Genomic DNA, 13,640 nt, shown 5'->3' on the forward strand with positions numbered 1-13,640 from the left:
ATCTCAACCGCAGGTCATGGGCGGCATGATCGGCTCCGACGCCCGGGCCCTGGGTGGCGCGCTGATGCCGCTGTATGCCAACTTTGCGCCCGACCGCGAACTGTTCCTCAAGCTCGAGGCTTGAGCCGCCCGCATTGCCAAGAAAAAAAGGCGCCCACATGGGGCGCCTTTTTGTTCAGCATCTCGCTTGTGCGAGCCCACGCATCAGATCGGCAGCGCGATCAGGTCGTGGCCTTCCACCGCCACGATGCGTGCGCGGGTGAACTCGCCCACCTTCAGCGTCTTGCTGGCCTTCTCGGGCGGCAGCAGGCGCACGGTGCCATCGATCTCGGGTGCGTCGGCGTAGCTGCGACCCACGCCGCCCTTGCGGCCCAGGGCCGGCGCGCTGTCGACCAGCACCTGCATGGTCGCGCCCACACGGCGCTGCAGCTTGGCGATCGACACCTGCTCGGCCACAGCCATGAAGCGGGCGCGGCGTTCCTCGCGCACGTCATCGGGCAAGGCACCAGGCAGCTCGTTGGCCGGGGCCCCGTCGATCGGCGAATAGGCAAAGCAGCCCGCGCGGTCGATCTCGGCCTCCTTCAGGAAGTCGAGCAGGTACTCGAACTCTTCTTCGGTCTCGCCAGGGAAGCCGGCAATGAAGGTGGAACGCACCACGATCTCGGGGCAGATCTCGCGCCAGCGGCGCAGACGATCCAAGTTCTTCTCGCCGTTGGCGGGGCGCTTCATGCGCTTGAGCACATCCGGGTGGGCGTGCTGGAATGGCACATCCAGATAGGGCAGGATCAGGCCTTCGGCCATCAGCGGCACCACCTCGTCCACGTGCGGATAGGGGTAGACATAGTGCATGCGCACCCAGGCACCATGCTCGCGGGCCATCTCGCCCAGCTGCGCGGCCAGGTCGTACATGCGGGTCTTGACCGGCTTGCCGTCCCAGAAGCCGGTGCGGTACTTCACGTCCACGCCGTAGGCACTGGTGTCCTGGCTGATGACCAGCAGCTCCTTCACGCCGGACTCGAACAGCGCGCGGGCTTCGTTCAGCACGTCGCCGATCGGACGCGAGACCAGGTCGCCACGCATGCTGGGGATGATGCAGAAGCTGCAGCGGTGGTTGCAGCCTTCGCTGATCTTCAGGTAGGCGTAGTGCTTGGGCGTGAGCTTGATGCCGGCCACGCCACGGGCCTCGGGCACCAGGTCGATGAACGGGTCGTGCGGCTTGGGCACATGGGTGTGCACCGCGTCCATCACCTCTTGCGTGGCGTGCGGCCCGGTCACGGCCAGCACCTTGGGGTGAACGTGGCGCACCAGGTTCTCGCCGCCTTCCGCGGCCTTGGCGCCCAGGCAGCCCGTCACGATCACCTTGCCGTTTTCGGCCAGGGCTTCGCCGATGGTGTCCAGGCTTTCCTTCACGGCATCGTCAATGAAGCCGCAGGTGTTGACGATGACCAGGTCGGCGCCGTCGAAAGTCTTGCTGGTTTCGTAGCCTTCGGCGCGCAACTGGGTCAGGATCAGCTCGGAGTCGGTCAGCGCCTTGGGGCAGCCGAGCGAGACGAAGCCAATCTTCGGAGCGGCGGCCGTGGGGGCGCCGCCAGGGGTCTGTTCGGAACTCATGGGGCGTGATTGTCCCGGAAATTCCCGTCGGGCGGGTCATTTCCCTGCCGTCGCGGCTCAGTCCGAGCAGAACAGCCGGCACTTTTCCTTGAGCTTCAGCGCAGTCAGAAAGGCCTCGAACGTGGCCTGATCCCGGCCGGCATAGTGCAACTCGGGCGCCAGGTAACGCACCAGCCAGAAATCGCCCTGGTGCACGAAGCCCACGGCCTGGCTGCGGTAAGTCAGACCCCAACCGTTCTGGCTGCGGGTGTCCATCCGGAAGGCCGGCACGCCATCGACCTGAAAGGGGCGGATGGCCACGCGCTCGGTGGTGCCCGCCAGCGGCTTGGCCTGTCCGACCGGAAACAGGCCCAGCACGCCCTTGAGCTCGTCGCTGTCGGTGCGCGCCAGTTCCGGCTCCTCGTCGCGCATGAGCTGGTACTGCCACAACGCAAGGTCCTGCGTGGGCGTGGTCAGCGTCACCGTGCGGCCGGCAAAAGCCATCTCGAGCGGCCGCCGCGTGATGGCAATCTGCTGCAGGAACAGGCCGTCGCGCGTGATCAACAGGACGTCGCTGTCGGTCGGGGCGCGCTTCCAGCCCTCGGGAATCTGGGCCAGGTAGGCACGAGAAGGGCCTTTGAACGTTTCCTGCTTCTGAACGTGCTGCCATGTGGGTGCGCACCCACTCAACACGGCAGCGCTCACCAGGCACACGCCACGCGCCAGCTTGATCAAAGAGGGATGGCTCACGAAGCACCTCCGGGTCTGCGGTTCATCTGCTCGAGGTACTGGTCGATGAAGCCACGCTCCTCATCGGAGGTGGCATGTTCGCGGGCTTTTGAGAACTGGCCTCGCGCCTCCTCCAGATCGCCCTTGCGCAAGGCAATCTGCCCCATCAGGCGCAGCGCGCGGGCGTCGTCGGGATGCTGCTGCAGGTGCTCCCGAAGCAATGCGGGCGCGCGCTCCTGCCGCGCGGTGTCACGGTGAGCCAGACAAGCCTCGGCGAGTACCACCCGGGCGCTGGCCGGCAGGGTCACCCCCAAGCGAGGCCGCTCGATGTTGCGCATCAGCCGGCCGATGCGCCCGGCCTCCAGCTCGGCCTCGAAAACGGGGAGGCTCCAAGTGACGAGCAACGCCCCATAGGGCTGGGCTTCGGCCTCCGCTGCCGAGCTCACGAATGCAGCGGACCGCAGGGCCCCGGATGGCGCTGCCTGCAGGTCGGCTTGATCGTCGCCCACAACCACGGCAGCCACCCCACCCAGGCTCGGCAATTCCATCACGCCTTCGGGCAATGCCACCGCCGTTGCCGCTGCCGCCATGGGTGAGGCGGTCGGCTCGAGAGCCGGGCCGCCGGGGTGGCTGACGCCCTCCGGTGATCCGCTCACAGCACGCTGCTCCGCCACTTTGAGGCGCTCCACGAGCCGGGGCTCGCTCGCGTAGAACGCTGAGAACTTCTTCTCGTCGTCCCTCGCCTCATCGAGCAGGCGTTGCATCACACGCCGAAACGCGTCGGTGCCGCCGTAACGCTGCGCCAGCACGTCGAGGCTGTAGGCGTCGGCTTCCGCTTCCAGGGCTTCGGAATAGCCGAACAGCGAGGTCTTCACCATGGCATCGAACCCTGTCGCCGACATGCGGCGGACAAAGTTGTCGGCCATCGTGTCCTTGATGCGTCCCAGCTGGTTCTGGATGAACGCCTTGCCCCCGTCGACCAACAGCATCTCGGGCGTCACCTGAAAGGCGCTGATCAGGCCCACGGTGCCAACCAGCGAATTGGCCTTGACCACGGTCTGGAACACCACATTGGCCCCGGCGCCCAGCCTCGCCGCATACACCGTACGCACGGCGTGTCGCTGCACAACGTGGGCAACCTCGCGCGCCAGGACTGCAACCAGTTCCTCCTCCGTGTCCAGCCGCATCAGCATGCCCGTGCTGATCACAATGTCTCCATTGGCGCTGGACACCGCCACCACATCCGCGTTGTCGATGACGGTCAGGTCGAGCTTGCCAGCAAGGGCCGGCCAGTTCCGCGCCAGCACCGCCCGCACACTGCGCTGCACGGGCCCGAGCCGCTCCGGAGTCTGGCCACGGGTGAACTGCTGCCTGAACACCTCTGCCTCGTGCCAGATGCGTTCCTCCAGTTCATCGGTCGGGTGCACGCTGGCTGCGTCGGGAAAGGGGTCGTAGAACAGCGCGTGGGCGCCCGTTGCGCCGAGTGCCAGGGCCGCAATCAACACCCACCGCCCCATGGCAGGCGATCGCCGGAGCGTCCTCATGAGCCTCTCCTGGCCTTCACGGCCCGCCGGAAATCGCTCAACACCGTCTCGCCCAGCACGCGCACATCGTCTTCGTTGGTGAGCGACTTGCGGGTGGCGGTGTCACTGTCGAACATGAGGACATCGCCCGAACGCAGGTCCACCACCCCGATCACCACCGCCGCAGGCTGCGAGCTGAGTGGCTCCCCCAGGGGCAGCACGGCGTTGATGGTGTCCAGCACCTTGCGCGACAGGCTGCGCACCTTGTCCTTGCCCACGATGAAGATGGCCGTGTCGATCTGCCGCTCGCGCGCCAGCTCCGACAGTCCTCGCCCCAGCGTGTAATCGAAGTAGCGTGCCTTGTCCGCCCACACGTCGACCGCACCCTGCTTCACCTGCAGCATCTGGCTCACCATGGTGGCAAACAGAGCGCGGTGCTGCAGCACCCGATCCCGCTCATCGGCTTCCAGCGCCTCGAAGCGGACCACGTCGAAGCTCGCATCGCGGTCTCCGAGTTCCTTGACCTGGTGGGCCAGCACCTGCGCCGCGCGGCGCTCTGCGGCCACCACCCGTTCCTCAGTCTTGCCGAATGTCACCTCGGTGATGACGAAATCCGCGGGCACCACCAGCACCCTGCGAAGACTGGCCTGCGCTCCGCCGGCAAGCTCCGGACGCACGATGCCACGCGCCCCGCATCCGGCCAGCCCGGCGACCACCGCGCCCAGCGCCCCCAGGACCATCCGACGCCGCTGATCCGATCGTGACACACCCATCCCCTTCTGGTTTGCCGCGCTCGCCCCCGACCTTTGGCCGGCATCAGGCCGCGCTAGCAGGGGTCATCGGCAGAAAGCGGAAAAAGTGTAACCGGGCGCATCCCGCGTGGTCGGGCAGAACCGCGCTTCCTTGATCTGGTTCAGCACCGCGCGCAGGCAGGCGGTCACGCTGCGCCGGCTCCCTGGGCAGCCAGCCAGCCGGCCAACTCGGCAGCAGACCGAACGCCGAGCTTGGAAAACACGCGGGCGCGGTGCACCTCGACCGTCCGCACGGCGATGTGCAGCTCGTCGGCGATCACCTTGTTGAGTTTGCCCGCCGCCACCCGATGCATGACCTCGCGCTCTCGCTCGCTCAGGCTGGCAAGCCGGGCCTGCCGCTCGACCGCCAGCGCGTCCTGCGCGTACGACGCCGCCTCAACGGCCAGCGCCTGCTCCACCCGGTCCACCAGCGTGTTGTCGCTGTAGGGCTTCTCCAGAAAATCGAATGCACCCTTCTTCAGCGCCTCGACCACCATGGGGATGTCGCCGTGACCACTCAAGAACAGCAGCGGATTTCGCAGCCCCCGTGCCACCAGCTCTTCGTGCAGCCGCAGCCCGGACATCGGTTCCATGCGCACATCCAGCAGAAACACCCCCCGCACCGGCTGCCCGGCGGCCTCCAGGAACGTCAGCAAGGCCGGACCACTGTCGAACGCATGCACCAGCAATCCACGGGATCCCAGCAGAAAGACCAGGGCATCACGCACCACGGCCTCGTCGTCCACCAGGTAAACCACCCCTCGTTCCGTTGCCTGCATACCTGTCACGCCTCCAGTTCGACTCTGCCGTGTGGCGATTCTGCCGCCTCAGCGACCGGCAAGGTAAAGCACAGGCTCGCGCCCCCCTGAGGGCGGTCGTGCGCTTCGAGCGTGCCGTAGTGCAACTCCATGATGGACCGGCAGATGGCCAGCCCCATACCCATGCCTTCCGATTTGGTCGAGAAGAACGGCGCACAGATCTCCTCGGTGCTGCGGCCGCCAAGTCCCGGTCCGTTGTCCTCCACGCACACATGCACCTGGCGTCGTCCCGAGCCATCGTCGAGTGGGACGCATCGCACACCGACGTCCACGCGGCGCGGCCCCTCCTGCGCGCCCAGCGCATCACAGGCGTTGCGAACAAGGTTGACCACCACCTGCTCCAGCAGGACAGGATCGGCCACCACCTCCGGCAGATCTGCCGGGCATTCGATGCGAAGGTCCACCCCCTGTCGCTCGATGTCGCGCCGCAGCAAGGCCACACCGGACTCGATCACGGCAGGCAGGCGGCATGGCTCGAGCTGCGGCTCACGCCGGGTGAGGAACTCGCGGATCCGCTTGACGATCCGCCCCGCATGCCCCGCCTGCTCACCCATGCGCTCCAGCGCCTTGATCAACTGAGGATCCGCACCTGGCTGGCGTGACAAGGCGTTGAGCACACCCGCGTTGTAGCTTGCAATCACCGTCAGCGGCTGGTTGAGTTCGTGCGCCAGTGTGGACGCCACCTCGCCAAGCATGGTCAGGCGGGCATGGTGGGCCATGGCCTCCAGCTGCCGGCGCTCGCGCTCTTCCATCTGCTTGCGCTCGGTGATGTTGAGGATCGACGCCATCCAGCCGATCTGCTGGCCTTTGGCATCCACCAGGGGGGCCTCGAAGATCATCACATCCACGACGCGGCCGTCCCGGTGCTGCCAGCGCGATTCATAGCCCATTCGCGGCGCCTTGCCCGCCATGTTCCGCAGGTGGCGGGTCATGCTCTGGCCGATCTCGTCGGGCAGCCAGTACGGCATGGGCGGCAGCAGGCCGACCAGTTCCTCCGGCTGGTAGCCGACCATGTCGGCCATCGTCTTGTTCACGTACACAAGACGGCCATCCAGATCGCGGGCACGGATGCCGACGGCCAGCGAATCCTCCATGGCCGTGCGCCATGCGGCCTCGGTGCGCCAAGCCTCCTCGGCACGCGAGACGCTGCGCATCTGTCGGCGCAGCATGGCGCTGGTGGCAAACAGCAACAGCACGAAGCCCCCCATGAGGGCCACGGGCAGCGAACGCCACCACGGAGGAATCTGATCGCGGGCGCTGAGCTCCAGCCACGCCTGTGGCAGGCTCGGCCCCATCGACACCCGGTACCATGCCTGATCGGGCCGGCGGACTCCGGGTACCGTCGAGGCGAACACCCCGCCCAGGTCATCCACCAGGCGCACGTCGTACTTGCTCGCCAGCCACCAGGGCACTTTCTGCCTGAGCAACTCGGTTCCCGAATAGCGCACGACCAGAATGCCACGCACCTGGCCCTGCCTGTCCTGCAGGGGCACATGCAGGTGCCCGGTCAGGCCCACATCGTCCGACGTGCCGTGCACGACGGATCGCTGCGCAGGTGAATCCTCCGGCACGCTGACCAGAACACGCCCTTCCTCGCCGATCCACGTGACGCTCAGCCAGAAGCGCCGCAGGCCATCCAGCACCATGGCGTGCCGCGCGAAATCGCTCGGTGTCAGCCTTCGCGACTGGATCGCCTCGGCCAGCACCTTCATGCGGGTCAGTTCGCTCTCGAGGCGTGCCTGCAACTGCGCTTCGAGTGACAGCGCATCGGAGATCATCGCCGCCCGCTGCGCCTCGACATCCGTGCGCTCCACGGCCCGCAGCCATCCCATCACGCTGACCACGAACACCAGCGTCAACATCAACGGCCAGGCCCACAGGCCGGGCACGACGCGCACGGCGCGCCCGAACAGCCGCAGGCGGGGCACGGGCGGCAAGGCCACCGCCGGCCGGGGCGGCACGCTGACGGGCGGACTCATGGACAAGGCCTCATGGAGCGGAAGCATGGGGTGACAGTCTAGGGCTGCCCCCTCTGGAAAACCCTTGCTCGAAGCCGCTCAGCGCTTCGAATGTGGAACTCCACAATTCTCTCGCGGCGGGCGTGCGGGAACAATTCGTTTCACCATACCGATACGGAGACCATCACCATGATCCCCCGCTCTGCCACCAGCCTGCTGCGCCGCAGCCTCCTGACCCTGGCCGCCACCGCTGCCCTGGTGCCGGCCGCCTTTGCTCAGGCGCCCATCGTCATCAAGTTCAGCCACGTCGTGGCCCAGGACACGCCCAAGGGCAAGGCTGCTGACTTCTTCGCCAAGCGCGCGGCCGAGCTGACCAAGGGCAAGGTCAAGGTCGAGGTCTACCCGAACAGCCAGCTCTACAAGGACAAGGAAGAGATGGAAGCGCTGCAACTGGGCTCGGTCCAGATGCTGGCTCCGTCGCTGTCGAAGTTCGCGCCGCTCGGCGTGAAGGAATTCGAAGTCTTCGACCTGCCCTTCATCTTCGACGACTACAACGATCTGCACAAGGTCACCCAAGGCCCGGTCGGCCAGAACCTGCTGAAGAAGCTGGAATCGCGTGGCATCACCGGCCTGGCCTACTGGGACAATGGCTTCAAGGTCATGTCGGCCAACAAGCCGCTGAAGTCGGTGGAAGACTACAAGGGCGTGAAGATGCGCATCCAGTCGTCCAAGGTGCTCGACGCCCAGATGCGCGCCCTGGGTGCCCTGCCCCAGGTGCTGGCCTTCTCCGAAACCTACCAGGCCCTGCAGACCGGTGTGGTGGACGGTACCGAGAACCCGCCCTCCAACCTCTACACCCAGAAAATGCATGAGGTGCAAAAGCACCTGAGCGTGACCAACCACGGCTACCTCGGCTACGCCGTCGTCGTGAACAAGAAGTTCTGGGACGGCCTGCCTGCCGACATCCGCGCCGCGCTGCAGAAGGCCATGGCCGAGTCGACCAAGGTCGCCAACGACACCGCCTTCGCTGACAACCAGGACGCCCTGGCCAAGGTCAAGGCTGCTGGCAAGACCACCGTCTACACGCCCGGGATCGGCGAACGCTTCCTGCTGAAGAAGGCACTGATTCCCGTGCACAAGCAGATGGCTTCGCGCATCGGCGACGAGATCATCCAGCAGATCTACAAGGAAACCGACTTCGATCCCTCGAAGCTCTGATCTGCGTGGGCTGTTGACGCACCGACCCACGCCACGGCGTGGGTTTTTTTCGGCCCCTGTCGGGAGACAGGGCCTGCATCCACCGAGGAGAGACCACCATGAAGTGGCTTGATCATCTGGAGGAGTGGCTGATCGCGACCCTGATGGGTCTGGCCACCCTCATCATCTTCGTGTCCGTCGTGCACCGCTATGCCGTGGGCTTCAACAGCCCGCTGCAGGACTGGTTGCTCACCATCGACCTGGCCTGGGCCCAGGAGGCCACCATCTACCTGTTCGTCTGGATGGCGAAGTTCGGTGCCGCCTACGGGGTGCGCACCGGTATCCACGTGGGTGTCGACGTGCTGATCAACCAGCTCGCCCCGCACAACCGCAAGAAGTTCGTGCTGTTCGGCCTGCTGGCGGGCGCCCTGTTCACCGGCATCATCGCCACGATGGGTGCAGGCTTTGTCTGGCACAACGGCGCGAACTATGCGTTCCACCATGCGCTTGGCCTGGACATGACCGACCTCATCGAAGGTCCCACCACGCCCGACCTGGAATGGCCGACCTGGATCATCTACTGCGCCATCCCCCTGGGCTCGTCGCTGATGTGCTTCCGCTTCCTGCAGGTGGCCTGGAACTTCCTGCGCACCGGTGAGCTGCCTCATCACGACCATGGCCATGTCGACGGCCTGGACGACGAAGACCCTGCCAACGCCAGCGCCTGAGGAGCACAACCATGAGTGGCATCATCATTTTCGGGCTCCTGCTGGTCCTCATGCTGACCGGCATGCCCATCTCCATTTCGCTCGGCCTCACGGTGCTGACCTTCATCTTCGGGTTCACCGAAGTGCCCGTCGAGTCGGTCGCCCTGAAGCTGTTCACTGGCATCGAGAAGTTCGAGATCATGGCGATCCCGTTCTTCATCCTGGCCGGCAACTTCCTCACGCACGGCGGTGTCGCCAAGCGCATGATCAACTTCGCCACCAGCATGGTGGGCCACTGGTACGGTGGCCTCGGTCTGGCTGGTGTGGTGGCGTGTGCGCTGTTCGCTGCCGTATCGGGCTCGTCCCCTGCAACGGTGGTGGCCATCGGCTCGATCCTGCTGCCCGCCATGGTCAAGGCCGGCTTCCCGAACAAGTTCGGCGCCGGCGTCATCACCACCTCGGGCGCGCTGGGCATCCTGATCCCGCCGTCGATCGTGATGGTGATGTACTCGGTGTCCACCAACACCTCGGTGGGCGCCCTGTTCATGGCCGGTGTGATCCCCGGTCTGATGCTGGCTGGCCTGCTGGGCTTCACCACCTGGTGGCGCGCCCGCAAGTTCAACTACCCGCGCATGGCCAAGGCCACGTTCGCCCAGCGCATGAAGGCGCTGCGTGAATCGATCTGGGGGCTGTTGCTGATCGTCATCGTGATGGGCGGCATCTACACCGGCATGTTCACGCCGACCGAAGCTGCTGCCATGAGCGCCGTGTACGCCTTCATCATCGCCGTGTTCGTCTACAAGGACCTGAGCCTGAAGGACATCCCGCGCGTGCTGTTGAACTCGGCCAACATGAGCGCCATGCTGCTGTACATCATCACCAACGCGGTGCTGTTCAGCTTCGTGCTCGCCAACGAGAACATCCCGCAGCAACTGGCCGACTGGCTGGTCGGCATGGGCCTCGGCCCGATCGCCTTCCTGCTGGTGGTCAACATCCTGCTGCTGGTGGCCGGCAACTTCATGGAGCCGTCGTCGATCGTGCTGATCATGGCCCCCATCCTGTTCCCGGTCGCCGTCAAGCTGGGCATCGACCCGGTGCACTTCGGCATCCTGATCGTGGTGAACATGGAAGTCGGCATGTGCCACCCGCCGGTGGGCCTGAACCTCTACGTGGCCTCCGGCATCACGAAGATGGGTATCACCGAACTGACCGTGGCTGTCTGGCCGTGGCTGCTGACCATGCTCGGCTTCCTGGTGCTGGTGACGTACTGGCCGCCGCTGTCGCTGTGGCTGCCACACATGTTGATGAAGTGATGACCCGCATCACGCCCCGGCCTTCGCGCTGGGGCGCTGCGTAAAGCCCCCAGGCCGCTCGGTGCGTGCGCCTCGGGGGCTTTTTTCATGCCCTGGACAGCACACTTTCCCTTACAATGCCGCACAGCCAGGAGAGAACCCCCTCGAGGGGTCGCCGAAGGCGCAGGGCCGGCATGCCGGCCCGAACGCTCAGGCAAAAGGACTGGCAAGCATGTTGGCGGGCACGTGCCGCTGATGTGATCCTCACTGGAGAGAGCCTGGCCGTTGACGTTCCGCCGTGCGGAGCCGCAGCGCAGCCGGCCACCGAAGGGGCAAGCCCGATCCGCGCTGGTCATGCTGGTGCGTCGGGTCAATCTCTCAGGTAAAGCGGACAGGGAGGGCAGCACCCGGATGTCACTGGCACTTCGCCAGCGGTATCCCGGGCCCGACGAATGCCCCTCCCCGGCCTCGCAAGCCGGCTTCTGCCATGTCCGCAGACACCTCCGCCGCCCCGCTGCTCAAGACCCCGCTGCATGCCCTGCATGTCGAACTCGGCGCCAAGATGGTCCCGTTCGGCGGCTATGACATGCCCGTGCAGTACGCCACCGGCATCCTGGCCGAACACCGCCACGTGCGCACCGCCGCCGGCCTGTTCGACGTCTCGCACATGGGCCAGGTCACCCTCGCTGGCGCCGAAGCCGATGTGGCTTTGGAAACGCTGGTGCCCGTCGACATCGTCGGCCTGGCTCCGTTCAAACAGCGCTACGCCCTGTTCACCAACGACCAGGGCGGCATCCTCGACGACCTGATGGTCACGCGCCGCGAAAACGACCTGTTCCTGGTTGTGAACGCCGCGTGCAAGGCCCAGGACATAGCCCACCTGCAGGCCCGCATCGGCCAGCGCTGCACCGTCACCCCCCTGCCCGACCAGGCCCTGCTGGCGCTGCAAGGCCCGCAGGCCGCCACGGCCCTGGCCCGCCTGAACCCCGCCGTGCAGCAACTGGTCTTCATGACCGGCGCCCACGTTGTGCTGGACGGCATCGACTGCTTCGCAACGCGCTCGGGCTACACCGGCGAAGACGGTTTCGAGATCTCCGTGCCGGCCGACAAGGCCGAGCAACTGGCGCGTGCGCTGCTGGCCCAGCCTGAAGTCAAGCCCATCGGCCTGGGCGCCCGCGACACGCTGCGCCTGGAGGCCGGCCTGTGCCTGTACGGCCACGACATCGACACCACCACCACGCCGGTGGAGGCCTCGCTGACCTGGGCCATCCAGAAGGTGCGCCGTGCCGGTGGCGACCGTGCTGGCGGCTACCCCGGCGCCGCCGTGATCGACACCCACTTCGCCCAGGGCACCCAGCGCAAGCGCGTGGGCCTGATCAGCACCGAGCGCATGCCCGTGCGTGAAGGCGCCCGCGTGATCACCGAAGACGGCACCGACATCGGCGTGGTCACCAGCGGCTCCATCGGCCCGACCGTGAACCAGCCCGTGGCACTGGCCTACCTGGCCACCCCGCACGCCGCCGTCGGCACCGCCGTTTACGCCGTGGTGCGCGACAAGCGCGTCGCCATGACCGTCAGCCCGCTGCCCTTCGCGCCCCACCGCTACCACCGCGGTTGAGCCACCCGGGCGATGCGCCCGCGCGCCCGTCAGGCCTGAGATACTGACGCCCGTTCGGCACACCCGGGCTCTGCCCATTCCTCATTTTTCTGCATTCAAAGGACCACACCATGTCCCTCAAGTACACCCCCGACCACGAGTGGCTGAAGATCGAAGCCGACGGCACCGCCATCGTCGGCATCACCCACCACGCCCAGGACGCCCTGGGTGACGTGGTCTTCGTCGACCTGCCCGCCGTGGGCACCACCTTCAACGCCAAGGACGTCGCCGGTGTGGTCGAGTCCGTCAAGGCCGCTGCCGACGTCTACATGCCGCTGACCGGCGAAATCGTCGAAGTCAACGAAGGCCTGCGAGACGACCCCGCCCTGGCCAACACCGATCCGCTGGGCGCCGGCTGGTTCTTCAAGGTCAAGCTGGCCAACCCGGCCGAAGCCGACGCCCTGATGGACGAAACCGCCTACGACGCTCTGCTGAAGAACGCCTGAGGCACGCCGCGGGGCCGAACACCCCGCGCTGCTGCTTGAACCGGTCTGCCCGCTGTGCCTCGCGCGGCAGACCGACCTGATCCCCGCCCGGCTGGCTGCCGGGCCACCGCCGCCGAACGCCATGCCGAACACCGCCCTGCCCTCGCTCGCCGAACTCGAAAACGCCTCCGAATTCCAGGCCCGCCACCTCGGTCCCTGGGATGCCGAACAAGCCCACATGCTGAGCGTGGTCGGCGTGGCCTCGCGCCAGGCCCTGATCGACGCCATCGTGCCCGAGTCCATCCGCCGCAGCCGTCCGATGGACCTGCCTGCGCCGCTGACTGAAGCCCAGGCGCTGGCTGAACTCAAGGCCATCGCCGGGCAGAACAAGCTGATGCGCAACTTCATCGGCCAGGGCTACCACGGCACGCTGACGCCCGGTGTCATCCTGCGCAACATCCTCGAGAATCCCGCCTGGTACACCGCCTACACGCCTTACCAGGCCGAGATTTCGCAAGGCCGCATGGAGGCCCTGGTCAACTTCCAGACCATGGTCACCGACCTGACCGGCATGGCCATCGGCAACGCGTCGATGCTGGACGAGGCCACCGCGGCTGCCGAAGCGATGACGCTGGCTGCCCGCGGCGGCAAGAGCAAGAGCACCCGCTTCGTCGTCTGCCACGACGTGCTGCCGCAGACGCTGGAGGTGATCCAGACCCGCGCCAGGCCGCTGGGCATCACCGTCGACGTGGTGCACGCGGCGCAACTGGCCGAGCACCTGCAGAGCCACGACTGTTTTGCCGCGCTGCTGCAGTACCCCGGCGTCAACGGCCAGGTCCGCGACCTGCGCCCGCTGATCGACGCCCTGCACGCCAAGGGCGCGCTGGCCATCGTGGCCGCCGACCTGCTGGCCCTGACGCTGCTCGCCTCCCCCGGCGAGCTGGGTGCCGACA

11 protein-coding genes, 1 pseudogene and 2 riboswitches are annotated in these 13,640 nt (G+C 66.5%); of the genes and pseudogenes, 6 read left to right on the forward strand and 6 right to left on the reverse strand.

Translation table 11 applies throughout. The annotated features are described in order from the left end of the window. Nucleotides 1–204: 204 nt before the first annotated feature. From rimO to QZ709_RS17640, 6 genes are all read right to left on the reverse strand, one after another. Complete coding sequence (gene rimO / locus QZ709_RS17615) at nucleotides 205–1,611, reverse strand: 30S ribosomal protein S12 methylthiotransferase RimO (protein WP_294638771.1); 1,407 nt, start codon at nucleotides 1,609–1,611, stop codon at nucleotides 205–207. A gap of 57 nt (nucleotides 1,612–1,668) precedes the next feature. Next, complete coding sequence (locus QZ709_RS17620) at nucleotides 1,669–2,340, reverse strand: hypothetical protein (protein ID WP_294638772.1); 672 nt, start codon at nucleotides 2,338–2,340, stop codon at nucleotides 1,669–1,671. Then, nucleotides 2,337–3,863: a M48 family metalloprotease gene (locus QZ709_RS17625; RefSeq protein WP_294638773.1), complete on the reverse strand. Its 1,527-nt coding sequence runs from the start codon at nucleotides 3,861–3,863 to the stop codon at nucleotides 2,337–2,339. The genes QZ709_RS17620 and QZ709_RS17625 overlap by 4 nt, the downstream gene beginning before the upstream one ends. Then, nucleotides 3,860–4,615, reverse strand: a complete 756-nt coding sequence (locus QZ709_RS17630; RefSeq protein WP_294638774.1) for a hypothetical protein — start codon at nucleotides 4,613–4,615, stop codon at nucleotides 3,860–3,862. The genes QZ709_RS17625 and QZ709_RS17630 overlap by 4 nt, the downstream gene beginning before the upstream one ends. Before the next feature lie 164 nt (nucleotides 4,616–4,779). Then, the gene (locus tag QZ709_RS17635; protein ID WP_294638775.1) at nucleotides 4,780–5,412 is read right to left on the reverse strand and encodes a response regulator; all 633 of its coding nucleotides are present in this window, start codon (nucleotides 5,410–5,412) and stop codon (nucleotides 4,780–4,782) included. Nucleotides 5,413–5,417: 5 nt separating this feature from the next. Then, nucleotides 5,418–7,430, reverse strand: coding sequence for a PAS domain S-box protein (locus QZ709_RS17640; protein ID WP_294638776.1), 2,013 nt, complete (start codon nucleotides 7,428–7,430; stop codon nucleotides 5,418–5,420). Between the two features lie 168 nt (nucleotides 7,431–7,598). Here QZ709_RS17640 and QZ709_RS17645 point away from each other — a divergent pair, with 168 nt between their 5' ends. The 6 genes and pseudogenes from QZ709_RS17645 to QZ709_RS17670 all read left to right on the forward strand — a co-directional run. Next, nucleotides 7,599–8,627 carry a TRAP transporter substrate-binding protein gene (locus tag QZ709_RS17645; RefSeq protein WP_294638777.1) on the forward strand — a complete coding sequence of 343 codons (1,029 nt, stop codon included), beginning with the start codon at nucleotides 7,599–7,601 and terminating at the stop codon, nucleotides 8,625–8,627. A gap of 98 nt (nucleotides 8,628–8,725) precedes the next feature. Next, nucleotides 8,726–9,334 carry a TRAP transporter small permease gene (locus tag QZ709_RS17650; protein ID WP_294638778.1) on the forward strand — a complete coding sequence of 203 codons (609 nt, stop codon included), beginning with the start codon at nucleotides 8,726–8,728 and terminating at the stop codon, nucleotides 9,332–9,334. 11 nt (nucleotides 9,335–9,345) lie between these two features. Next, nucleotides 9,346–10,626 (forward strand): TRAP transporter large permease, encoded by a 1,281-nt coding sequence (locus QZ709_RS17655; RefSeq protein WP_294638779.1) that lies wholly within the window; start codon nucleotides 9,346–9,348, stop codon nucleotides 10,624–10,626. Between the two features lie 118 nt (nucleotides 10,627–10,744). Further along, nucleotides 10,745–10,841, forward strand: a riboswitch (glycine riboswitch). A 21-nt stretch (nucleotides 10,842–10,862) separates the two neighbouring features. Continuing rightward, a riboswitch (glycine riboswitch) is annotated at nucleotides 10,863–11,010 on the forward strand. An 82-nt stretch (nucleotides 11,011–11,092) separates the two neighbouring features. Next, the gene (gene gcvT, locus QZ709_RS17660) at nucleotides 11,093–12,223 is read left to right on the forward strand and encodes a glycine cleavage system aminomethyltransferase GcvT (RefSeq protein WP_294638780.1); all 1,131 of its coding nucleotides are present in this window, start codon (nucleotides 11,093–11,095) and stop codon (nucleotides 12,221–12,223) included. A 110-nt stretch (nucleotides 12,224–12,333) separates the two neighbouring features. Then, entirely contained in the window at nucleotides 12,334–12,708 is a 375-nt protein-coding gene (gene gcvH / locus QZ709_RS17665; protein ID WP_109036313.1) for a glycine cleavage system protein GcvH, read from the forward strand. A 121-nt stretch (nucleotides 12,709–12,829) separates the two neighbouring features. Continuing rightward, nucleotides 12,830–13,640, forward strand: a pseudogene (locus QZ709_RS17670) (glycine dehydrogenase (aminomethyl-transferring)); the annotation flags it as partial.

The sequence above is a fragment of the uncultured Aquabacterium sp. genome, assembly GCF_913773725.1.
Taxonomy (GTDB): domain Bacteria; phylum Pseudomonadota; class Gammaproteobacteria; order Burkholderiales; family Burkholderiaceae_C; genus Aquabacterium.

What these genes read in the sequence shown, in the direction of transcription:
- gcvT (WP_294638780.1), top strand. Translation starts at nt 11,093, where the DNA reads ATGTCCGCAGACACCTCCGCCGCCCCGCTGCTCAAGACCCCGCTGCAT.
- QZ709_RS17645 (WP_294638777.1), top strand. Translation starts at nt 7,599, where the DNA reads ATGATCCCCCGCTCTGCCACCAGCCTGCTGCGCCGCAGCCTCCTGACC.
- QZ709_RS17655 (WP_294638779.1), top strand. Translation starts at nt 9,346, where the DNA reads ATGAGTGGCATCATCATTTTCGGGCTCCTGCTGGTCCTCATGCTGACC.
- gcvH (WP_109036313.1), top strand. Translation starts at nt 12,334, where the DNA reads ATGTCCCTCAAGTACACCCCCGACCACGAGTGGCTGAAGATCGAAGCC.
- QZ709_RS17625 (WP_294638773.1), bottom strand. Translation starts at nt 3,863, where the DNA reads ATGAGGACGCTCCGGCGATCGCCTGCCATGGGGCGGTGGGTGTTGATT.
- QZ709_RS17640 (WP_294638776.1), bottom strand. Translation starts at nt 7,430, where the DNA reads ATGAGTCCGCCCGTCAGCGTGCCGCCCCGGCCGGCGGTGGCCTTGCCG.
- QZ709_RS17635 (WP_294638775.1), bottom strand. Translation starts at nt 5,412, where the DNA reads ATGCAGGCAACGGAACGAGGGGTGGTTTACCTGGTGGACGACGAGGCC.
- QZ709_RS17630 (WP_294638774.1), bottom strand. Translation starts at nt 4,615, where the DNA reads ATGGGTGTGTCACGATCGGATCAGCGGCGTCGGATGGTCCTGGGGGCG.
- QZ709_RS17650 (WP_294638778.1), top strand. Translation starts at nt 8,726, where the DNA reads ATGAAGTGGCTTGATCATCTGGAGGAGTGGCTGATCGCGACCCTGATG.
- rimO (WP_294638771.1), bottom strand. Translation starts at nt 1,611, where the DNA reads ATGAGTTCCGAACAGACCCCTGGCGGCGCCCCCACGGCCGCCGCTCCG.